18 protein-coding genes are annotated in these 20,312 nt (G+C 70.6%); 6 read left to right on the top strand and 12 right to left on the bottom strand.

Features of this window, described 5'->3' with window-relative positions; all coding sequences use genetic code 11:
* Nucleotides 1-22: 22 nt before the first annotated feature.
* Nucleotides 23-670 (bottom strand): hypothetical protein, encoded by a 648-nt coding sequence (locus AB0I91_RS32785; protein ID WP_499640438.1) that lies wholly within the window; start codon nt 668-670, stop codon nt 23-25.
* Nucleotides 667-1,182 (bottom strand): SigE family RNA polymerase sigma factor, encoded by a 516-nt coding sequence (locus AB0I91_RS32780; RefSeq protein ID WP_499640436.1) that lies wholly within the window; start codon nt 1,180-1,182, stop codon nt 667-669. The genes AB0I91_RS32785 and AB0I91_RS32780 overlap by 4 nt, the downstream gene beginning before the upstream one ends.
* 145 nt (nt 1,183-1,327) lie before the next feature.
* Here AB0I91_RS32780 and AB0I91_RS32775 point away from each other — a divergent pair, with 145 nt between their 5' ends.
* Nucleotides 1,328-1,789, top strand: coding sequence for a CAP domain-containing protein (locus AB0I91_RS32775; RefSeq protein WP_499640434.1), 462 nt, complete (start codon nt 1,328-1,330; stop codon nt 1,787-1,789).
* 50 nt (nt 1,790-1,839) lie between these two features.
* On the opposite strand, the gene AB0I91_RS32770 is transcribed toward AB0I91_RS32775, so the two are convergent.
* Both AB0I91_RS32770 and AB0I91_RS32765 read right to left on the bottom strand, forming a co-directional pair.
* Nucleotides 1,840-5,019 (bottom strand): NACHT domain-containing protein, encoded by a 3,180-nt coding sequence (locus AB0I91_RS32770; RefSeq protein ID WP_499640432.1) that lies wholly within the window; start codon nt 5,017-5,019, stop codon nt 1,840-1,842.
* A 50-nt stretch (nt 5,020-5,069) separates the two neighbouring features.
* A complete protein-coding gene (locus tag AB0I91_RS32765) occupies nt 5,070-6,092 on the bottom strand; it encodes a serine hydrolase domain-containing protein (protein ID WP_499640467.1) in 1,023 nt (340 codons plus the stop codon).
* Between the two features lie 118 nt (nt 6,093-6,210).
* Here AB0I91_RS32765 and AB0I91_RS32760 point away from each other — a divergent pair, with 118 nt between their 5' ends.
* From AB0I91_RS32760 to AB0I91_RS32750, 3 genes are all read left to right on the top strand, one after another.
* A complete protein-coding gene (locus AB0I91_RS32760) occupies nt 6,211-7,074 on the top strand; it encodes a 3-hydroxybutyryl-CoA dehydrogenase (RefSeq protein WP_498778834.1) in 864 nt (287 codons plus the stop codon).
* Nucleotides 7,075-7,505: 431 nt separating this feature from the next.
* Nucleotides 7,506-8,600, top strand: a complete 1,095-nt coding sequence (locus tag AB0I91_RS32755) for a tryptophan dimethylallyltransferase family protein (RefSeq protein WP_498778836.1) — start codon at nt 7,506-7,508, stop codon at nt 8,598-8,600.
* A gap of 9 nt (nt 8,601-8,609) precedes the next feature.
* Nucleotides 8,610-9,977, top strand: coding sequence for a tryptophanase (locus AB0I91_RS32750; protein WP_499640430.1), 1,368 nt, complete (start codon nt 8,610-8,612; stop codon nt 9,975-9,977).
* Nucleotides 9,978-10,035: 58 nt separating this feature from the next.
* Here the strand turns inward: AB0I91_RS32750 and AB0I91_RS32745 are convergent, their stop codons facing one another.
* The 7 genes from AB0I91_RS32745 to AB0I91_RS32715 all read right to left on the bottom strand — a co-directional run bounded on the left by AB0I91_RS32745 (nt 10,036) and on the right by AB0I91_RS32715 (nt 16,696).
* Complete coding sequence (locus tag AB0I91_RS32745; RefSeq protein ID WP_053718069.1) at nt 10,036-10,629, bottom strand: GTP-binding protein; 594 nt, start codon at nt 10,627-10,629, stop codon at nt 10,036-10,038.
* Nucleotides 10,610-10,981 (bottom strand): DUF742 domain-containing protein, encoded by a 372-nt coding sequence (locus AB0I91_RS32740; RefSeq protein ID WP_498778839.1) that lies wholly within the window; start codon nt 10,979-10,981, stop codon nt 10,610-10,612. The genes AB0I91_RS32745 and AB0I91_RS32740 overlap by 20 nt, the downstream gene beginning before the upstream one ends.
* On the bottom strand, nt 10,981-11,418 hold the full coding sequence (locus tag AB0I91_RS32735; RefSeq protein WP_230565585.1) for a roadblock/LC7 domain-containing protein: 438 nt from the start codon (nt 11,416-11,418) through the stop codon (nt 10,981-10,983). The genes AB0I91_RS32740 and AB0I91_RS32735 overlap by 1 nt, the downstream gene beginning before the upstream one ends.
* Nucleotides 11,419-11,459: 41 nt before the next feature.
* On the bottom strand, nt 11,460-13,880 hold the full coding sequence (locus tag AB0I91_RS32730; protein WP_499640428.1) for a sensor histidine kinase: 2,421 nt from the start codon (nt 13,878-13,880) through the stop codon (nt 11,460-11,462).
* A 211-nt stretch (nt 13,881-14,091) separates the two neighbouring features.
* On the bottom strand, nt 14,092-15,021 hold the full coding sequence (locus AB0I91_RS32725; RefSeq protein ID WP_499640426.1) for an SMP-30/gluconolactonase/LRE family protein: 930 nt from the start codon (nt 15,019-15,021) through the stop codon (nt 14,092-14,094).
* Between the two features lie 89 nt (nt 15,022-15,110).
* Nucleotides 15,111-15,374 (bottom strand): hypothetical protein, encoded by a 264-nt coding sequence (locus AB0I91_RS32720; RefSeq protein WP_499640424.1) that lies wholly within the window; start codon nt 15,372-15,374, stop codon nt 15,111-15,113.
* Nucleotides 15,362-16,696 (bottom strand): hypothetical protein, encoded by a 1,335-nt coding sequence (locus AB0I91_RS32715; protein WP_499640422.1) that lies wholly within the window; start codon nt 16,694-16,696, stop codon nt 15,362-15,364. The genes AB0I91_RS32720 and AB0I91_RS32715 overlap by 13 nt, the downstream gene beginning before the upstream one ends.
* 245 nt (nt 16,697-16,941) lie before the next feature.
* Here AB0I91_RS32715 and AB0I91_RS32710 point away from each other — a divergent pair, with 245 nt between their 5' ends.
* Both AB0I91_RS32710 and AB0I91_RS32705 read left to right on the top strand, forming a co-directional pair.
* The gene (locus tag AB0I91_RS32710; protein ID WP_498778849.1) at nt 16,942-18,354 is read left to right on the top strand and encodes a DUF1996 domain-containing protein; all 1,413 of its coding nucleotides are present in this window, start codon (nt 16,942-16,944) and stop codon (nt 18,352-18,354) included.
* 2 nt (nt 18,355-18,356) lie between these two features.
* Nucleotides 18,357-18,710 (top strand): Imm1 family immunity protein, encoded by a 354-nt coding sequence (locus AB0I91_RS32705; protein WP_499616176.1) that lies wholly within the window; start codon nt 18,357-18,359, stop codon nt 18,708-18,710.
* Nucleotides 18,711-18,774: 64 nt separating this feature from the next.
* Here the strand turns inward: AB0I91_RS32705 and AB0I91_RS32700 are convergent, their stop codons facing one another.
* Nucleotides 18,775-20,226, bottom strand: coding sequence for a PucR family transcriptional regulator (locus tag AB0I91_RS32700; protein ID WP_499640420.1), 1,452 nt, complete (start codon nt 20,224-20,226; stop codon nt 18,775-18,777).
* Nucleotides 20,227-20,312 lie beyond the last annotated feature (86 nt).

Raw genomic sequence — 20,312 nt, 5'->3', positions numbered from 1 at the left:
CGCACCGCCACCCGACCACCGGTCACCGGTCGCCGGGCAGGTACGGCGGATCGCCGCCGTCGGCGCGCACGATCGCGGCGAACACATCCACCGGCCGCGTGATGTCGCCGAAGCGGATGAGGTCGTCGCGGAACAGCGTGCCGCAGTTCAGGTCGACGCGGACCTGGTGCCGCGTCCCGTCCGGGTAGCCGAAGACGATCGCGTAGTACGGGCGCCCATCCATCGGGCAGACGTCGACCTTGTACGGGTAGGGGTACTCGGCGGACAACTCGTTCATCGCCCGCACCACGGTCGCGACGTCGTGCCGGATCTCGGCGCGGTAGTAGGCACCCGGCGGCGAGCCGTAGACGCAGAGCAGGGCGTTCACCGCCGACTCGTCCGCCACCGGACCCTCCGATCCTTGCCGCGGGGGCTTATGCCGCACCTCGGCCGGGCAGTCGAGCGCGGGGATCACCGCGATCGGCGGGGTGGCGACCGGGCGCTCCTCCCGCACGGAGCCGAACCACTGGGTGCCGACCAACGCGCCCGCGGTCAGCGCGACGACCACGCCCGCCGCCACCACCCCGCGGGTCCGGCGTCGCCTTCGCACCCGTCGGCCCACCTCCGCCACCCGGTCAACCTCCGGCAGGTCCGGCACGGCGTCGGCCAGCACTTCGCGCAAGCCCCTCACAGCACTACCCCCTCGTCCATCAACGTCCTGAGCACGGCGTCCTCCCGCAGCACGGCGAGCGCACGTGACGTGTGCGTCTTGATCGACCCGGTGGAGCAGCCCAGCACCCGGGCAGCGTCCTCCACGCTGCAGTCCTCGAAGAACCTCAGCACCACCACCGCCCGCTGGCGGCTGCTCAACCGCGCGAGTCTGGCCCGCACGGCCAGCCGCACGACCGCGTCGCCCTCCACGTCGTCCCGCGTCACGGTGTCCGGCACCGCGACCGACGGCGTCTCCGCCCGCCACCGCCGCCGCCACCAGGTCATGTACGTCGTGTAGAGCACCCGCCGGGCGTACGCGCCCGGCTCGTCGACCTTCCACCAGCGCTCCCACAGACGCACGAGCACCACCTGCACAAGGTCCTCGGCCTTGTGGGCGTCGCCGGTGAGCAACCACGCCGCGCGGACCAGCGAGTCGGACCGTTCGGCGACGAACTCGGCGAACCCCTCGGGGGACCCCGGATCACTGCGCATCGTTTACCTCCACCCCCAAGACGACGGGGCCCCGGGAGTCGGTTGACACGAAGTCACCACGGTTCCACCTATCGTGGAGTACAGGTCCTCTCGTAGGTGGGAACCCCTTGACAACAGGGACCCGCCCACGAGGAGGCACAGAGACATGAAGCGCAGGACGTTCACGGCAGATTTGGCGGTCGCGGCACTCCTGGCCACGGCCACGCCCGCCCTCGCCACCCAGACCTTCGAAGAGCAGGTTTTGGCCCTGACAAACGGGGAACGCTCCGCCGTCGGCTGCCCGGCCCTCGCCTCCAACGCCCAGCTCGCCGCCGCGGCCAAGCGGCACAGCGACGACATGGCGCGCACCGGCAACTTCAGCCACACCGGCACGGACGGCAGCACAGCGGGGCAGCGCGTCACCGATGCGGGGTACCACTTCCGGCTGATGGCGGAGAACATCGCCGCTGGTCAGGGCACGGCCGAGGAGGTCGTGCGGTCCTGGATGAACAGCGAGGGCCACCGGGCCAACATCGTGAACTGCGAACTGCGCGACCTGGGCGTCGCCCACGCCGTGGACGGCAGCAACAAGGTCTACTGGACGCAGGACTTCGGCGTCACGGGCTGACACGTCACCGGCTGACACGTCACGGGCCGGCGCGTCACGAGGCAGGCGCGTCACGGACTGGCCTTCTGGGACACCGACGAGACGACCTCGACGGCGCTGCCCTCGCCGAGCAGCTCGGCCCCGACCACCTTCGTCAGCAGGCCCTGGACCTTCACCACCAGCCCGCGCCGCCCGGCGAACGCCGCCAGGTTCACCGGACTGCCCTCGGTGAAGGAGATCTCCTTCAGGTTGGGCAACCCGGCGATCGGCGCCAAGGCCCGCGCGTCCCGCGCGGAGCCGACCACCAGCCGTTCCAACCGCGACAGCCCGGCCAACGGCCGCAGGTCGAACACCGTCGTGTGCGCCAGGTCCAGCTTCACCAGGTTCCGCAACGCCGCGATCGGTCCGATGTCGAGGGTGCCGCACTTGCGCAGCACCAGGTGCAGCAGCGTCCCGGCCCACCGCTCGACCGCGTCGACGTCCACCAGGGGCGCGTCCTCGATCCGCAGCTCCCCCGGACCCGCCAGGAACGCCAACGGGTGCAGGTCGCGCAGGCCGCGCACGCTCGCCAGCTTCAGCACCCGCAACCCCCAACCACGCTTCAGCGAGGCCAGCTCGGTGGCGTCGCAGCCTCCGATGAGGTTCAGGCGGGACAGGTCCGCCCTGCGGCGCAGGCCGTCGAGACCGGTGGTCTCGGCGGCCGTCGCGCGGACCGAGCGCAGCGCGGGCAGCAGCCCGAGCGGCGCGAGGTCCAGCCTGCCGGGGCGCACGATCCTCAGGTGCGTCAACGACGGCGTGTCCAACGTAGCCAGGTCCACCTCGCCCTGTGCGAGCAGTTCGAGCACGTGGACTTGGGGCGGCACGAAGTCGAGCGCACCCCGCGGCGCGACGCACGACACCCGGCGCACGTGCGTCAGGTGGCGCAGCCCGCGCGTCATGTCGGGGTCGGTGAGGCTGACGGACTGGACCGGCACGTCGGCGAGCACGGTCGCCGCGTAGGTCTCCGGGTCGAAGTTGCTCCACGCCAGCACCAGTTCCTGCCGCACCCGTGCCCTGGGATCCGATCGGTACGCGGCCAGCAGCGGCAACGCGTCGTCCAGGCCGATCGCGGCCGCCGCGCGGATGGTCGCCGCCACCTCGACCTCCGTGCGGGGTCGGGAGGCGGCGAGCAGGTCCAGCACGAACGCGCCCGCCGAGGCGAACGACTTGGCCGCCGTCACCGAGCGCGGCGGCAGCAGGCGCGCGACCCGGTCCTGGATGCGGTCGCGGATGCCCGGTGTCAACTCCGGCGCGGTCTCCAGGCACGCCACCGCGAGCAGGTGCAGGGTGGCGCGGTGCGCCTTGACCGCGTCACCGCGGGTCAGTACCTGGTCGAGCAGTTCATCGCGCCGACCGCGCGAGGCGTGGCCCGCGGCCATCACGACGACCTCGTGCCACTGGTCCAGGTGCGCGTGGGACACGAGCGTGCCGATGTCGTCCACGTCCATCGCCGCGCCCGCCGCCAGGTACTCCTGGAACGTGCGGTGCACGAAGTCGACCCGGCCCTCGACCGGCTCGCGCAGCAGGCCGCTGCGCTCCAGCAGGTGCCGGTACACCTCCTCCGCGGACGCCTCGACCTCCGGCATCGAGGTCAACCGGCGCTCGACCTGGCCGATCGCGCGGTCGACCGGCGCGTCGGTGAGGTCGTTGCGGATGAACCAGTAGGCGAGGTCGCCCAGGAGGATGATCTTGCGGGTCCGGGACAGGCCCGGCAGCGGTTCGATGCGCCGCTCGGCGTCGCGGCGTTCCAGCAGCATCTGCAACGCGGTGTCGTACAGCTCCATGCGGCTGTCCGGCAGGTGGCCGCGCCGGTCGCGGTGCAGGGCGCACAGCAACGCGCACAGCAGCGGGTACCCGGCGAGCTTGCGCAGGTGGTGCCGCGCGCGGAACTGCTCCAGCAGCCGTTCCTGGTAGTCCGCCGGCTCGGCGCGGGCCAGGTCGTCGGACAGGTGCGAGCGCATGGCGTCGTGCCAGCGCTGGACGAACACCCGCACGTCGGTCGACGTCATCGGTTGCAGGGACGCGACCGCGAACTCGTCGGCCGCCAGCCAGTCCGGGTCGACGGCGCTCGGGCGCGAGGTCACCACGAACCGCGCGGCGGGGAACGCGAGGACCAGCGACCGGAGCCACTCGCGGGCCTCCTGGCGGCGGTGCGGCGCGAGCTCGTCCACGCCGTCGACCAGGATCAGGCCGTGGCCGGAGCGCAGTTGCCGCTGGACCCAGCCCGGTGGCATCTCGTCGGCGATGTGGCGGCCCACCTCGTCCAGGAAGCGCTCGGCAGGCGGCAGCTCGCGGTCGGCGTAGCGGCGCAGCGGGACGAAGAACGGGACGGTGTCGTTCCACCTGGTCAACGGCTCGGTGAAGTCCCGTTGGGCGCTGCGGACCGCGATCCACTGCAACAGGGTCGTCTTGCCCAGCCCGGCCTCGCCGCGGATGAAGATCCGGTCGCCGGAGGCCAGCAGGTCCTCCACCCGGCGGCCGGGCGTGAAGTGGTCGGTGGCCCGGCCGTCGGCGGTGAGGCTGAGGTAGGCCACCGACAGCGGGTAGCGGCGGCTCGCCTCGGACAGCGTCGCCCCGAACATCTCGACCTGGTCGAGCGTGCGGGCGACGAGTTGCCGGTAGTCGTAGGAGAAGTCGGTGGAGCTGCGCCGTTGCGGCAACCGGGCCAGCACGTCGCGGATGCCGGCGATGACCTCGGTCTCCCGGCGCAGGATCTCGGTCAACGCGCTCGGGCCGAACGGCGGCAGCTCGCGCGCGATCTCGATGACGTACCCGGCGCACTCGCGCAGCAGCAGGCCGTAGAGCTGGACGCCGTCCGCCGGCAGGCCGTCGAGGGCGTCGGCCGCGCGTGCGCGCAGGTGCCGGTCGAGCCGCCGCGCGTCGAGGTCGGCGGCGAACAGGTCGTCGTCGTCCAGCGCGGCCCGCTCGAAGGTCTCGCGCACGGCTTCGATCGCGGCGAGCCGTTCGTGCTCGGGTAATCGGCGGTACTCGGTGTCCATGATCGGCTGCACCCGCTCGACCACGGCGTCGGTGAACTGCTCGCCCATCCGCCGCAGCTTGCGCTGGTCGAGCGCGCCGGTGAGCCGCTTCTCGAGCAGGTCGACCCCCGTGCCGCCGACGGCGGCCGTGATCGACTTGTCCCCCAACCACAGCTTCAGCGCGCTGCGCACCACCGACGCGCCCAACGGGATCAGCGCCACTTCGAGGCCCATGCCGACCAGCCTGGCACCCGCCGTCGCCGACGGGTGCCGGACCCGGTCATCTACCGGCAGTAGACCGAGCCGAACAGGCCGATGACGGCTTCCCCGGGAACCTCGGCCGGCAACGGGTTGTAGGACAACGTGGCCCGCGTGCCGTCGTCGGCGCGGGTGGCGTAGGTGAGGTAGCCGATCAGCTCGCCGCCGTGACCCCACACCGAACGGCCGCACGGCAGGTCGAACCGCTGCAACCCGAGGCCGTAGGCGAAGATCGTGCCGGTGTCGTCCACCGTCCGCCGCATCTCGGCGAGGGACGCCGCGCTGGTCAGCCGACCGCCCAGGAGCGCGTCGAAGAACCGGTTGAGGTCGTCGGCGGTGGAGATCATCTCGCCCGCCGCCCAGTCCAGGGTCGGGTTCATCAGGGTCGCGTCGACCAGTCGGCCGTCGACCTCGGTGTAGCCGCGGGCGTGCGGGAGGGGCAGGCCGGGCCACCACCCCGGCACGGTGGTGCGGGTGAGGCCGAGGGGGCGGAGGATGCGTGAACGCACCTCGTCGCCGTAGGTCCGGCCGGTCACGCGTTCGATCAGCATCCCGGCGACGATGTAGTTGGTGTTCGAGTAGTGCCAGCCCTCGCCGGGTTCGAAGTAGGGCGTGCCGGCGAACGCCACGTCCAGCAGCTGCCGGGGCTGGTAGGTGCGGAACCGGTCGGCGCCGCGCCAGCGGTTGGTCGAGTAGCCCTCCTCGTGCGCGTAGTCGTACAGGCCGCTGGTGTGGTTGAGCACCTGGCGCACCGTGATCAGGTCGCCCTTCGGCACGCCGGCCACGTACCGGTCCACCGGGTCGTCCAGCCCGACCCGGCCCTCGTCCACGAGCTGCAGCACGACGGTGGCCACGAACGTCTTGGTCGCGCTGCCGATCCGGAAGTGCCCGCCGACCACGGCCTCGCCCGCCGCGTCCGCGCGGGTCCCGGCGGAGTCCTCCACGGTGAGCAGGGCACTGGACGCCCATCCTTGCTCCACCCACCCGTCCAGGGCGGGGAACGTGCCGGTCACGGCCAGCAGCGCGCCGGCAATCGCAGTGTTGATCATCACGCGGTCGACGCTAGGCGTCACCGCGACGGCCGACCATGAGGAGCACCACCCGGTCGGCTGTGGAAAACCCCAGTGGTGATGTGCCCCCGACCGGCGCCCCTGGCAGGATCGGGGCGTGAGTGACATTCAACGTGTTGGAGTGGTGGGATCGGGCCTGATGGGCTCCGGCATCGCCGAGGTCTGCGCGCGGGCCGGGCTGGACGTGCTGGTGGCCGAGGTCAGCCCGGACGCCACGGAGGCCGCGCGGGGGCGGATCGCCTCTTCGCTCGGCCGGGGTGTGCGCAGCGGCAAGCTGTCCGCTGAGGACCGGGACGCCGCACTGGAGCGCCTGCGGTTCACCACCGACCTCGCCGACTTCGCCGACCGGAACCTGGTCGTGGAAGCCGTCGCGGAGAACGAGCAGGTCAAGACCGAGGTGTTCGCGGCGGTGGACAAGATCGTCGTGGACCCGGACGCGATCTTCGCGTCCAACACCTCCTCGATCCCGATCATGAAGCTGGGCATGGCCACCAGCCGTCCCGAGCAGGTCATCGGCGTGCACTTCTTCAACCCGGTGCCGGTGTTGAAGCTGGTGGAGCTGGTGCCGTCGTTGCTGACCGGCGACAAGACCAGGGCCAGGGCCGAGGCGTTCGTGACCGGGGTGCTGCACAAGGAGGTCATCCGCTCGCAGGACCGGGCCGGGTTCGTGGTCAACGCCCTGCTGATCCCCTACCTGCTATCGTCGATCCGGATGCTGGAGTCCGGGTTCGCCAGCGCCGAGGACATCGACAACGGCATGGTGCTCGGCTGCGCGCACCCGATGGGTCCGCTGCGCCTGACCGACCTGATCGGCCTGGACACCACCAAGGCGATCGCCGAGTCGATGTACGAGGAGTTCAAGGAGCCGCTGTACTCGCCGCCGCCGTTGTTGCTGCGCATGGTGGACGCGGGGCTGCTGGGCAAGAAGAGCGGGCGCGGGTTCCACAACTACGCGTCCTGAACCCGGCGCCGGGCGCCCGCGGGGCCGTCGATCCTGGTGATCGGCGGCCCCGTCCGCGTGTCCGGGTCGCTTTACCACACCGCGGTCGCCGCCGTCACGCCGAACGCGCCGCGAACAATTAACAGCAGCGTCTTGAATGGCTAACAATATTAGCCGGCAAACGATCGACCGCGCTTCGGGTAACGGTCGGTACAAAATAACACGATCCGTCATCGGTCCGCGCCGGGTCATTAGTGCGAAAGACTGACGCACACCTCGTCAATAGGCCGTTCGGAGTATCCTTGATTACCGTCGTCTTCCTCGGGGTTACTGATCGACAGGACCTGTGACCTGCCTTTAGAGTGCCCTACGTCACGCTACGGCCGCCTGGTGGACAAGATTGCTTCGCCTAGCGTAACTTTCGACTCGCCCCCCACGAGGAGAACCCCGCCTTGGACCCTCAAAAAGTATCCATACGCGATTTCACGGGCCGCCAGCTCAGCGCCCTGTTGCATTCGCTGGGTATCACCGAAAATAGCTTCAACTCCGTGGGACTGCTCGCGGACGCCCTCGGACCCGGCGGCCTCCGGCCGGTTTCCACCAGCCCGGCCTGGCCTTCCGACGTCGCCGACGACCACACCCCGGTCGAGTTCTCGACGGCGTTCGCCGCGGGTGAGTCCCCGACCCTGCGCACCATCGTCGAACCCACCGCGACCAGGCCTTCCCGTGCGGCCAACACGTCGGCGGCGCTCGCCGCGCTCGACCGGATGAAGCGCCGCGGCGACCTGGACACCAGTCGTTTCGACGCGGTCAGGAGCTTGTTCCTGCCGGAGCACCCGGAAAGCGATTTCACGTTCTGGTACTCACTGGTTTTCCGGCGCGACGAGGCACCCGCGGTGAAGGTCTACTTCAACCCGGAAGTGCGCGGCGAGGCGGTCGCCGAAGAGTTGGTGCGCGAAGGCCTGGAGCGGACCGGTTTCGCCGCCGGTTTCCCGACCCTGCGCTCCCACGCGGTCACCAGGCCCGGACTTGACAAGTATTCCTTCTTCGCACTCGACCTGGTCGAACAACGGCGGGCGCGGGTGAAGGTCTACATCTCCCACCACGCAGCCGATGTAACGGACGTCACGCGTGCGGCGAGCGCCGCCCGGGGTGTCGATGTGGACAGGGTGCCCGATTTCTGCTTGCTCACCGGCGGCAGCACCGGAACGTTCGACAAGCGTCCGCTCATTTCCAGCTACACGTTCCTGGACGGCGACGCGGACGCGCCGAGCGGCTATTCCCTGTACGTGCCGATCCGGGACTACGTGGCCGACGACGAAGAGGCCCGGCGCCGGGTGCTCGCGGTGATGGCCAAGTACGACCTGGACCCCACGCAGTTCGACAGCGCGCTGCGCACCATCGCCCGACGTCCGCTGGACGAAGGCGTCGGCCTGATCGCCCACGTGTCGCTGCGCATGGGCAGGCCCCGCCCCGGGATCACCGTCTACCTCTCGTCCGAGGCCTACGACGTGGCCTCGCCCCGTTCGGTCAGCCTGGCAGGCTAGGAGTCACCCATGCCCACGATGGAGCCGTACCGCATCAAGGTCGTGGAGCCCATCCCGATCACCACGCGCGCACACCGCGAACGGGCGTTGGCCGCAGCCGGGTACAACCCGTTCAACCTCGCCGCCACCGACGTGACGATCGACCTTCTCAGCGACTCGGGCACCGGCGCCCTGTCCGCGGAGCAGCAGGCGGCGGGACTGCGTGGTGACGAGACCTACGCCGGTGCGCGCTCCTACTACCGCTTCCACGACGTGGTGCACGACCTGACCGGCTACCCGCACGCCTTCCCCGTCCACCAGGGGCGTGCGGCCGAGCGGATCCTGTTCACCGCCCTGCTCAAGCCGGGCCAGGTCAGCGTCAGCAACACGCACTTCGACACCACGCGGGCGAACGTCGAGATCCTCGGCGGCCAGGCCGTCGACCTGCCGTGCCAGGCCGCCAAGGACCTCGACGACGACGCGCCGTTCAAGGGCGACATCGACCTCGACGCGCTGGAAGCCATCCTGTCCGGCCCGCAAGACGTCGCCGTCGTGCTGCTCACCATCACCAACAACGGTGGTGGTGGGCAGCCGGTGTCGATGGCCAACCTCAAGGCGGTGGCCGGGATCGCCCGCCGCCACGGCGTGCCGTTCTTCCTCGACGCGGCGCGCTTCGCGGAGAACGCGTGGCTGGTCACCCAGCGGGAGCCGGGCTACGAGCACCACACACCGCGGCAGGTCGCGGAGGAGGCGTTCCGGCTGGCCGACGGGTGCGTGGCGAGCCTGAAGAAGGACGCCATCGTCCACATGGGAGGGTTGCTCGCCCTCCGCGACCCCGAGCTGGCCGCCAAGTGCGAGCTGCTGCTGATCGCGACCGAGGGCTTCCGCACCTACGGCGGTCTCTCCGGCCGTGACCTGGAGATGCTGGCGCAAGGCCTGCTCGAGGTGACCGAGCCGGAGTACCTGCGGGCCCGGGCGGACGCCACCGCGTACGTGGCGGAGCTGGCCCGGGCGGCGGGGGTGGACAGCGTGCGGCCGACCGGCGTGCACGCGGTGTACCTCAACGCCGGTCGCCTGCTGCGGCACCTGCCGGCGAGCCGGTTCCCGGGGTTCGCCCTGGCCACCGAGCTGTACCTGGCGGGCGGCATCCGGTGCGCCGAGCTCGGCTCGCTGTACCTCGGCGAGCTGGACGACGCGGGTGAGCTGGTCAAGCCCGCGCCGTACGAGCTGGTCCGCCTGGCCATCCCGCGCCGGGTCTACACCCAGAGCCACCTGGAGTACGTCGGCGAGACGCTGGCGGAGATCGCGAAGGACCCCGAGCGGGTGCCCGGCTACCGGTTGACGCACGTGCCGAAGCTGTTGCGGCACTTCAACTGCAGGCTCGAACCGGTGGTGTAGGCGGACGGGTGACCGGTGTCCCGGTCACCCGCCTCCGGCCGCGGTGGCCGTCGACCGGTCAGGCCATGGCGTCGAGCCGGTCCATGGTGTGCTGGATCAGGCTCACCAGCACGGTCTTGGCCGACTCGCGGTCCCGCGCGTCGCACAGCACGAGCGGGATGGCGGCGTCCACGTCCAGCGCGCGGCGCACCTCGTCCACCTCGTAGCTGTGCGCGCCCTCGAAGCAGTTCACCGCGATGATGAACGGGATGCCGCGCCGCTCGAAGAAGTCGATCGACGGGAAGCTGCTGTCCAGCCGCCGCGTGTCGACCAGGATCACCGCGCCGATCGCGCCGTAGGCCAGCTCGTCCCACATGAACCAGAACCGGTTCTGGCCCGGGGTGCCGAACAGGTACAGCACCACCTCCGGGTTGATGGTGATGCGGCCGAAGTCCAGCGCGACCGTGGTCGTCTCCTTGGACTCCAGGCCCAGCACGTCGTCGACGCCGACACCGGCCTCGGTGAGCAGCTCCTCGGTGTGCAGCGGGGGTATCTCGCTGACCGAGTTGACCATCGTCGTCTTCCCCGTGCCGAAGCCACCGGCGATGACGATCTTCACTGGGGTGGGTACGAGCAGTTCCCCACCCGGCCGCTCAGATTCCACGGACACCATCCAACACCGCCTGGAGCAGGTTCCGGTCCGGCACTTGCGGGACTCGGGAGGGGTCTCGGATCACGACGTCACCGCGCTGGATGAGATCGCTCAACAACACCTTGACGACGACGAGCGGCACATCGAGGTACGCGGCGACCTCCGCCACCGACAACGGGCGCCGGCACAGCTCCATGATCTCCAGGTGCTCGACCGACAACGCGTCCGGGTCCGACGCCGACGGCATCGCGCGCACCTGCGTCACCAGGTGCAGCTCCGGCCGCAGCGGGCGGGTCCGACCGCGCACCATCGCGTACGGGCGGACGAGCGGGCCCGCGGCCTCGTCGTACCACCAGTCCTCGCGGCCCGCCATCAGGAGGACCTTCGAGCGGCCGGCAGGCTCGCCGCGGCGGTGCCGCGCGGCGCCGACGACAGGTACGTGCCGACGCGCTTGACGAGCATGTTCATCTCGTAGGCGATCATGCCCATGTCGGAGTCCTCTTCGCCAAGGACGGCCAGGCAGGCGCCGTGGCCGGCCGCGGTGACGAAGAGGTAGGCGTGCTCCATCTCGACGATGGTCTGCCGCACCGCCCCGCCGCCGAAGTGCCGTCCCGTGCCGCGGGCCAGGCTCTGGAACGCCGAGGCCATCGCGGACAGGTGGTCCGAGTCGTCCTTCGACAGCCCGGGCGAGCGGCCCAGCAGCAGACCGTCGGCCGAGAGGACCACCGCGTGCCGAGCTCCGACCACCCGGTTGACCAAGTCCTCCAACAACCAGTTCAGTTCGTTGTGCTGGCTGGTCATGTCGTTCATCGGGTTGCCTTTCCGGTTTCCAGTCGTCCGGCCACTGCTGGTCAGGGTTCGAGGTCGTCGGCGGGTGTCCGACGGGCGTCGCGTGTGCCCCGTTGGAACGCCGACAGGCCCTTGCGGACCCTCTCGGCGGACTTCTCGGGGTCGACCTCGGGGAGCGGTTCGGGCGAAGGGTGGAAATCGTTGCGCACCAACTGCGGCGCCAGGTTCTGCTGACGGCGCCTGCGTGGCAGTTCGGGTCGGTCGGCGACGGCGGCGGCCGACTCCGGCTCGTCCGCGGGCCACTCGGACGTGGCCCGCTTCCGCTGCGGCAGGTCGAGCTCGCCGCTGCGCTGCGACAGGTCCAGCCCGCCGCTCAGTCGTTCGACCTCTGGAAGGGGATGCTCGTTGGCCGCGGCCTCGGCCTGGGCCCAGAACCCCTCGAGGTCTCGGGAACTGTCGGGAAACCTGGCGTCTCGCACTGAGTCGTCGCCCTGCTCCGGGATGTCGTGGAAGGAGCGGCGGGGCAGTTGCCGGGTCTCGGCGGGCTCCGTCGCCGTGGTGGGGCCCGCGACGATCGCGGACGGGATCAGCACCAGCGCCAGCGTGCCGCCGTAGGGCGAGTCGCGCAGTTCGACGTGGATGCCGCGGCGGGCGGCCAGCCGGGCGACCACGAACAGCCCGAGCCGGGACTCGCCGCGCAGGCGCATCGCGTCGAACTCCGGCGGGTCGGCCAGCATCGCGTTGTGCTGCTCGCGGTCCTCGGGGTTGATGCCGAGGCCGTGGTCCTCGATCTCGACCACGATGCCCTGCGGTACCTCGCTGGCGTGCACCTGCACCTGGGAGCGCGGCGAGGAGAACGCGGTGGCGTTGTCGACGAGCTCGGCGATCAGGTGGATGGTGTCGGCGACGGCCGCGCCGACCAGCGCGGTGTCCGGCACCGGGTTCACCTTGACCCGCACGTACTGCTCGGTCTCGGCGACCGCGGCGCGCAGCACGTCGAGCAGGCGCACGGGCTTGCGCCACTGCCTGCCGGGCTGCTCGCCCGCGAGGATGATCAGGTTCTCCGCGTTGCGGCGGGCGCGGGTGGCGAGGTGGTCGAGCTGGAACAGCGCGTCGAGCTGCTCGGGGTTCTCCTCCTCGCGCTCCAGCTTGTCCAGGATCTTCAGCTGGCGGTGCACCAGGCCCTGGTTGCGGTGCGCGATGTCGAGGAAGACCCGGTTCACGCCCTCGCGGGCCTGGCTCTCCTTGACGGCCGCGGCGACGGCGGTGTACTGGGCGGCGTTGAACGCGTCCGCCACCTGGCCGATCTCGTCGCTGCCGTAGTCCAGCGGCGGCACCTCGACCTCGACGTCGACGTGCTTGCCCTCGCGGAGCCGGTCGACGATGTCGGGCAGCCGTTCGTGCGCCAGGGTCAGCGAGTCCTTCTTCAACGCGGTGAGGCGCGTGATCAGGGCCCGGTTGACCAGGCGGTTCGACGTGCGGATCGCGATCAGGATCCCGATGATCACGGCGAGCAGCGCGACCAGGCTGCCGATCAGCACGGTGCGGAACTTGCTCTCGCCGCGACCCATGGTCACGTTCACCGCGCTCGACGCCTGCTCGCTGACCAGCGCGGTCAGCTCGTCGGAGATGGGGCCGCTGACGTTCTGCCACTCCTGCAGCGACCCGGCGTTGCTCGGCTTCGAGCCGTTCTGGATCAATCTGCCCTCGAACTCGACCAGCCGCTTCCACTGGTCGCCCTCGATCATGAACTGGTAGTGCTCGCGCACTTCCGGCTGGGCGTAGGGCGCGATCGAGTCGTAGGAGGAGTGGTAGGCGCCGACGAGGTTGGCGAACTCGATGTGCTCCTCGGGCGTGAACTGCCCGGCGGCCAGGGCGCTCGACGCGAGCGACGTGGCGCGGGACATCCAGTCGGCCGCCTTGAAGTACTCCTCGGCGGTGATGGCGCCCTTCACGGACTCGTGGTCGGGCACCACGCGCGCCTGCACGCTGAACAGCGCGTCACCGGCGTCGAGGAGGCTGTTGTAGTAGGTGTAGATCTCGGACTTCGAGGCGCGTCCGGCGTCGAGGGCCGAGCGGCGCTGCGGCAGCTGGTCCAGCAGCACGTTCAGCGCGTTGATCTTGTCGACGATCTCCTGCGGCGCCTGGGACGCCAGCTCGTCGAACGCCGCGCGCATCCCGTCGACCGCGCGGTCGGTCTCGGCCTGCTGCACCTCGAGGTTGCTGGTGCCGAGCGTGGGCTGGCTCAGCGCGGTCATGCTGAGCTCGCGCTCCTTCTGCAGCGCGGCGAAGGTCTGGACCGCCGGGATCGACGCGTCCTTCACACCGGAGGCGACCGCGCGGAGGTAGAAGCCGTCGAACAGGGTGTACGACGAGAACAGCGCCCACATGATGAGCAGGACGATGCTGGGGACGACGACGACACCGGTGAGTCGTGAGCGGATCGTCTTGTAGTTCGTCTCCGTGGTGCTCTTCTGCTTCACAGCGCTCCGCAGCCTCGTCCGTTGCCAGGTCAGGCGCAGCACTAGGAACGCTGACTCTTCTTCACCCGATCGGCGACGGAACGGTAACACTCAAGATCATTATTACGAAGAGACAGCGATCACTTGCGCGACGCGACGATGAGGTTACCCAGTCGAGTGATGCCACGAACAGGGGGCCGATGTGAACTTCTCGCCACCGGCCCCCTGTGTTTCACGGCTTCGGCACCGAAACGGCGTTGTACGTCGTCGTGGGCGTGGGCGGCGTGGTGAAGCGGGCGTTGGGCAGGTAGAGCCGGCCGGCGAACGACGCGACCGTGGTCGGCACGTCGAACCGCGCGTCGGTGATCTTGGTCACGAGCGCGCCGCTCGACCCGTCCTTGGCCAGGGAAAACACCGCGACGGTGTTGAGCCGGTTCTGCACGACGTAGAGCGTGCGGCCCTCGACGAGCAGCCCGTCGCCGTTGGTCAGCACCTCGCCGCCCAGGTCGACGGCGGTCGTCACGCCCGTGCGCGCGTCGACGCGGTGCAGTTGACCGGTGTTGCTCTGGACGACCAGCAGCGCTTTGCCGTCGGGCGTCTCCGCGATCCCGTTGGCGTTGTTCACGCCGGGGGTCAGGACGAAGTCGCCGGTCAGCGGAATCGCGGTGTGCGAGTCCGGCAACGACCCGTGCCGGCCGAACGGGACGCGATAGAGCACCGCCTTCCGCGAGTCGGTGAAGTAGGCGGCGTCGTCGGTGATCACGACATCGTTGACGAAAGTATTCACATCCGCCGCGAACCGGTAGGACTTGAGGATCACTCCCGTTCGAGCGTCGACGACCCGCCCGTCACCACCCGCGCCACCGGCCACGAACAGCCGCTTGCGCCGATCGACCTTCACCCCGACCGAAGCCGTGCCGGGCCCCTGGCTGAACACCTCCCCGCGTCCGGTGCGGAGGTCGACGCGGAACAGGTCCCCATCGGCCCGCGACCCGAAGTAGGCGGTCGGCGCGTCCCCGATCGCGATGCCTTCCGGCAGGAACCCGTCGGGCAGGGGGAACTCCGTGGGGAACGGGTGTGCTTGCGCGGCGGTGGCGGGCGCGGCGGTGACGAGGGAGACCCCGAGCACCACGGCGGCCAGCGCACCGAGTGTGCGTTGCATGAACACTCCTTCTCGCGTTGCGGCGGTCCGGCGAGTGTTTCGCAGCCCTCGTCACCCGGTGAAGCCCACGGCGCGCGTGGTGCGGGCATCTACAGCAAACCGACAGGAGCCGGATCGGCGTGCGCCAAAGAGGGAAGGCGCGGGGTTTCCGACGGCAACGCGCGCTCCGCCTCCCGAGCCGCGTCGGACGGGCGGCCGTCCTTGAGGTAGCCGACGGCGAGCCGCATGCGCAGCTGGTGTTCGGCCGCCGTGTTGCCCGCCGCACGCGCCGCGCGCACCCCTGCCTCGTGAACGGCGATCCAGTCCGACAAGTGCTGCCGGTTCGGGAAGAAGCCCCACATCACCTCGACCAACCGCCAAGCGAGGTCGTGCCACCCGTGGTCGGCGGCCGTGCGGACCACCGACACGAGGTTGCTCCGTTCGGCCTCCACCCAGTCCGACGCCCGGTGGACGTCACGGAACGCGGCGACCTCGTCGCGGGGTCGAAGCGCGGCCGGTCCGGTGACACCGCGAGGTCGGCGGCCACCGCGCGTTCGAGGTACCACTCGGTCACGCGCAGCACCGCGGCGCACAGGTCGTCGGGCGGATCGCTCTGGGCGTGCTTCCGCGCGTGGGCGCGGACCAGGTCGTGATAGCGGAAGCGCTCTTCACCCACTCCGCCGAGGAGGTTCCGCTCCACCAGGTCGGACAGGACCTCCTCCACGTGCGCCAAGGGTTCGTCCACGAGCGCCGCCGCGGCTTCCGCTCCGAACGACTCGCCCAGGTGCAGGGCGCACAGCCGGTAGACCTTGGCGTGCGACGGCGGCAGATCCAGGTACGACGAGTCGAACACCGCTCCGACCGACACGTCGTCACGCAACGCCAGGTTCCCCAGCAGGTCGTCGCGCAGGGCTTCGACCTCCTTCGACAGCGATCGCGCCGGCTTGGTCGACAGGCGGGCGCCCACGACGGACAGCGCGATCGGCAGGCCTCCGCACAAGCGGGCCAGTTCCCGGGCCGCTTCGGGCTCCGCCGTGACACGCGGACCGAGCGCGCGCTCGAGGAGTTCGAAGGAGGTGTTCTCGTCGAATTCGCCGACCTGGACGAACCGCGCGCCGTCGATCGCGAGGCCGCTCAGCCGCCACCGGCTGGTGACGACGACCGCGCTGCCGGGCGATGTCGGCAGGAGCGGGCGGACCTGCGCCGCGGTGACCGCGTTGTCCAGCAGGACCGAGATCGACCGCTCGGCGGTGAGCGAGCGGAAAGCGGCCTGCCTGGGCTGGAGTCCCGCCGGGATCGCGGTGGCCGGCACGCCCAATCCCGACAGGAACCAGTCGAGCACGTCCTCCGGCGTCACCGGCCCGTCGCCGCCGTCGGGGTCGAGATCGGCGTAAAGCCGGCCGTCCGGGAACCCGTGCCGGGCGCTGTGCAGCCATCGCAGGGCCAGCGCCGTCTTGCCCGCTCCGCTCGGACCGCTCACCACGACTACGAGCGGGTGCCCTTCGTCCTTCGAGAGCCACCCGTCCAATTCGGCCAGTTCGCGCGTCCGGCCGGTGAAGAACCTGGGTGACGGCGGCAACTGGTGCGGCAGGGATGGTTCCGCGTGCCGATGGAAGTGGACCTGGCCGACGCGGTCCGCTTGGACCACCGACCCGTGGGCCGTGCCGGTCATCACGTTCTTCCTGCCTTGCGGCAACGCGCCCTCCTCCCTCGTGCGCAACGTGGTTCGAGTGTCACAGAAATGGCAGGAACCTCATTGGCCTCGGCGGGCGGCAGCGCAAGCGATCGAGCGGTAGGGAAGGTTAGGGGTCGGTTCGGATAACGAAAAGGTAACGGTCAGGTCGCGGACTGGGTTCGGTACGTATGCCACTGTGTCCACCGCCCACCGGCGGTCGGGGTTCAACGCACACAGGCGCGTACCTACGACGAGGTGACACATCCATGACGCGAAACCAGGGGCGGCACCGCTTCTCCCGGCGCACGAAGCTGACTGCCGGCGTGACCGGGTTGGCGCTCACGATCGGCCTGGCCGTCGCGATCAGCACCACCGGTGATCAGGGCACCGCCCAGGCGGACGGGGCCGACATCTCCCTGTTCGTCGACATCACGAAGCAGCAGCGCAACGTGCGGGCGCCCCGGCCGCAACGGGGCGCGAGCACCGGCACGTTCACGGTGGACTGCGGCCGCAACGAGAACGGCCACTTCAACCCGGACAACTTCATCGCGCAGCCGGGTGTCCGCAACGGCGCGGAGCACCTGCACGACTACGTGGGCAACGTGTCGACCGACGCCGACTCCACCGACGAGAGCCTGCTCGAAGCCGACACCACCTGCAAGAACGGCGACAAGTCCGCCTACTTCTGGCCCGTGGTCCGGATCGACCGCGAGAACGAGGACGACGAGCCGGGCGAGCCGGCCGGCGCCGAGGTCGAGTGCCCCGACGTGCAGCGCAAGCTGCGCAACGTGCCGCGCCAGGCCAAGGCCGAGGTCGACCGCAACCTCCAGGCGTTGAAGGACCAGATCGCGGAGGCCAACACCAGGCTGAAGGCGGCGGCGAACGTCGACGACCCCGGCTTCGTCAACAACGCCGTGCTGCGACCGCTGCGGGACAAGCGGACCGCGACGATCGACCGCATCGTGCAGGCCGTCGACCGGGTCGCCGAACGACCGCGAGGGCTCAAGAGGCTCGCGCCGTGCACGGTGAAGGACGGCGACGCCAACGACGCCCAGGTCGCCGAGGCGGCGCAGGAAGCCGAGGCCGACGCGCCGGAGAAGGGTGACGGCAAGAGCGCCAGCGACGAGAACGAGCTGCCCGGCAACGAGGGCGAGATCCAGCGCCCCGAGGTCGTGGACATCACCTTCCGCGGCAGCCCCGTCGGCAAGGTCGAGCCGATGCCGCAGTTCCTGCGGATCCTCTACGGCGACGCGAAGGTCTCCACGAACGGCCCCAAGAACGCGCGCAACTCGTGGACCTGCACGGGGTTCGAGGACAAGGTGCTGATCAACAAGTACCCGATCTGCCCCGAGGGCAGCAAGGTCAAGCGCATCCACGACTTCAACAGCTGCTGGGACGGCAAGAACACCGACAGCGCCAACCACCGCGACCACATCGTCGCGCCGAACCAGGACGGCAAGTGCCCCAAGGGGTTCAAGGCCGTGCCGCAGCTGCGGATCAGCCTGACCTACAACATCCCCCGTGACGTCCAGGTCGCCGGGCAGTACGCGGTCGACGCCTTCCCGCAGGAGGAGCACAACCCGTTCTCCGACCACGACGACTTCGCGAACGTGATGTCCGAGGAGATCATGAACCGACTGGTGCAGTGCGTGAACTCCGGTCGCCGGTGCAAGGAGTGACGATGATCCAGGCCAACTTCGCGTCCGGTGTGGACGAACTGCGCGCCGCGGGCGACGTGCGCCGCCTGCTCGACCGCCTCGCGGTGGCGCGCGAAGCCACCCTCGTGCACGGCGACCGCCCGGACCACCGCGTGTGGGTCGGCGTGCGCGGTGACCGCGGTGCGATGCTGTTCACCGACGTGATCACCGGCTCGTGGGCCAGCCTCGGCGAGGGCCCGCGCCGACGCCCCCGGTACGCCGGGGTCCGCTTCCCCACCCACTGCGAGATCCCGGTCGCCGACCTCGCGGTCGCGATCGAGGAGTTCCTCGCCACCGGACAGCGCCCGACGCTCGTCCCGTGGCAGCAGGTGAGGTGAGGAGGACGTCGTCCCCGACCCGCGCGGCGGCGGGTCGGGGACGGCGCTCGTGCGCGGACCGGGTTCAGCCGGCTTGCAGCGCCAGGTACAGGTCCACCCGTTCGGTGAAGTCCGACAGGTCCACGCCCAGCAGGTCCTCGACCCGGCCGACCCGGTACCGCAGGGTGTTCACGTGGACGTGCAGGCGCGCGGCGGCGGTGGTCCACGAGCCGGAGCAGTCCAAGAACACCCGGAGCGTGCCGACGAGGTCCGAGCCGTGCTCGGCGTCGTAGTCGAGCACCGGGCCCAGGAGCCGGCGGCGCAGCGAGCGGCGCAGTTCCTCCGGCACGCCGGCCAGCAGCAGTTGGTGCAGGGCGATCTCCTCCCCCGCCACCACGCACGTCCGCCCGGTCCGCCGCTCGCCCAGCCGCCGGGCGTGCGACGCCTCCTCCGCCGCGCCGCGCAGCCCCGAGTGCCCGACCGGTGACGAGATCCCGACCAGCACCCTGGTCGAGCGCAGGCCCGGTTCCAGCGTCCGCAACGCCGACCGCACACCGTCCGCCCACGCCCCGGACGGCACCAGCGCGTACACCTCCCCGTCGACGGCGGACACCAGGAACGCCGACGTGACCGACGCCAGCACCTCCTCCACCAGCGCGACGGCCTGCTCCACCTGCCCGTCCGAGACCGAGGCGGCCAGCACCCGCAGCGGCTCGTCCGGGTCCCACCCGACCGCCGCGATCCGCGCCGCGAGGTCACCGCCCGCGAACACCTGCCGCAGCAGCGGCCCGGCCGCGCGGTTCTCGATCTCGCGCCCCTGCACGACCCGCGCCCGCTCCACGCCGACCAGGCTGGCCAGCTCGGTGGCCACCTCGTCCTGCGCGCGGTCGCCGGAGACCACCAGGATCCACGACGTCAGCCGCGAACCCCCGCGCGCGGACACCGGCAGCAAGGTCGTGCCGCGCACGACCCGGGGCAGCCGGTCGGCCAGCAGGTACTCCCGCACGAGCGTCGCCGCCTCCGGCAGTTCGGGCCCGGCGACGACGTGACCGGTGCACGACAGCACCCAGCAGGGCACGCCCAGTTCCGACGCGCCCGCCGCCACCAGTTCGGACAGCCCGCCGCCGTCGGCGACCACGGTCAGCAGCCGCCGGTGCCTGCCCAGCAGCGCGCCCGCGTCGCCGACCCGTTCGGCCGCCAGCTCCGACACCACCCGTTCGGTGATGGCCGCGAACGACAGGTCGACCGGCACCTCCAGCAGCGGAACGCCGTATTGTTCGCACGCCCGCACCAGCGCTTCGGGCAACTCGGCCGCGTCGGGCGAGCTGGCCGCCAACGCGGCGACTCCCGCCGCCGCCAGGGAAGCGACAAACTTTTCACAATCGGCGGCCCTCCGGTGCCACAACAGCCCGGAGAGCACCAGCTCGCCACCGGAGAGGTAGCGGGCCGGATCGGGCAGTTCGGTGCCGTAGAGCCTGGTCACGGGCCTGTCCAACGACTCGGCGCCGCTGACGAGGCGGAGCCGGAGCTCCGGCATCCCGAGCAGGCTCCGAACCAGCAACACAGGCGCCCCCTCCACGTCATCCGGCCGGTTTACCTTCGTCCGATCGTGTTTGTAGGAAA

The organism is Actinosynnema sp. NPDC049800, from assembly GCF_040656635.1.
GTDB lineage: Bacteria > Actinomycetota > Actinomycetes > Mycobacteriales > Pseudonocardiaceae > Actinosynnema.
This window is presented reverse-complemented; position numbering and strand designations above follow the sequence as displayed.

Coding starts and splice junctions, on each gene's coding strand:
- AB0I91_RS32780 (WP_499640436.1), bottom strand. CDS start 1,182: ATGCGCAGTGATCCGGGGTCCCCCGAGGGGTTCGCCGAGTTCGTCGCC.
- AB0I91_RS32775 (WP_499640434.1), top strand. CDS start 1,328: ATGAAGCGCAGGACGTTCACGGCAGATTTGGCGGTCGCGGCACTCCTG.
- AB0I91_RS32770 (WP_499640432.1), bottom strand. CDS start 5,019: ATGGGCCTCGAAGTGGCGCTGATCCCGTTGGGCGCGTCGGTGGTGCGC.
- AB0I91_RS32765 (WP_499640467.1), bottom strand. CDS start 6,092: ATGATCAACACTGCGATTGCCGGCGCGCTGCTGGCCGTGACCGGCACG.
- AB0I91_RS32750 (WP_499640430.1), top strand. CDS start 8,610: ATGCCCACGATGGAGCCGTACCGCATCAAGGTCGTGGAGCCCATCCCG.
- AB0I91_RS32745 (WP_053718069.1), bottom strand. CDS start 10,629: ATGGTGTCCGTGGAATCTGAGCGGCCGGGTGGGGAACTGCTCGTACCC.
- AB0I91_RS32740 (WP_498778839.1), bottom strand. CDS start 10,981: ATGGCGGGCCGCGAGGACTGGTGGTACGACGAGGCCGCGGGCCCGCTC.
- AB0I91_RS32735 (WP_230565585.1), bottom strand. CDS start 11,418: ATGAACGACATGACCAGCCAGCACAACGAACTGAACTGGTTGTTGGAG.
- AB0I91_RS32725 (WP_499640426.1), bottom strand. CDS start 15,021: ATGCAACGCACACTCGGTGCGCTGGCCGCCGTGGTGCTCGGGGTCTCC.
- AB0I91_RS32710 (WP_498778849.1), top strand. CDS start 16,942: ATGACGCGAAACCAGGGGCGGCACCGCTTCTCCCGGCGCACGAAGCTG.
- AB0I91_RS32705 (WP_499616176.1), top strand. CDS start 18,357: ATGATCCAGGCCAACTTCGCGTCCGGTGTGGACGAACTGCGCGCCGCG.
- AB0I91_RS32700 (WP_499640420.1), bottom strand. CDS start 20,226: ATGCCGGAGCTCCGGCTCCGCCTCGTCAGCGGCGCCGAGTCGTTGGAC.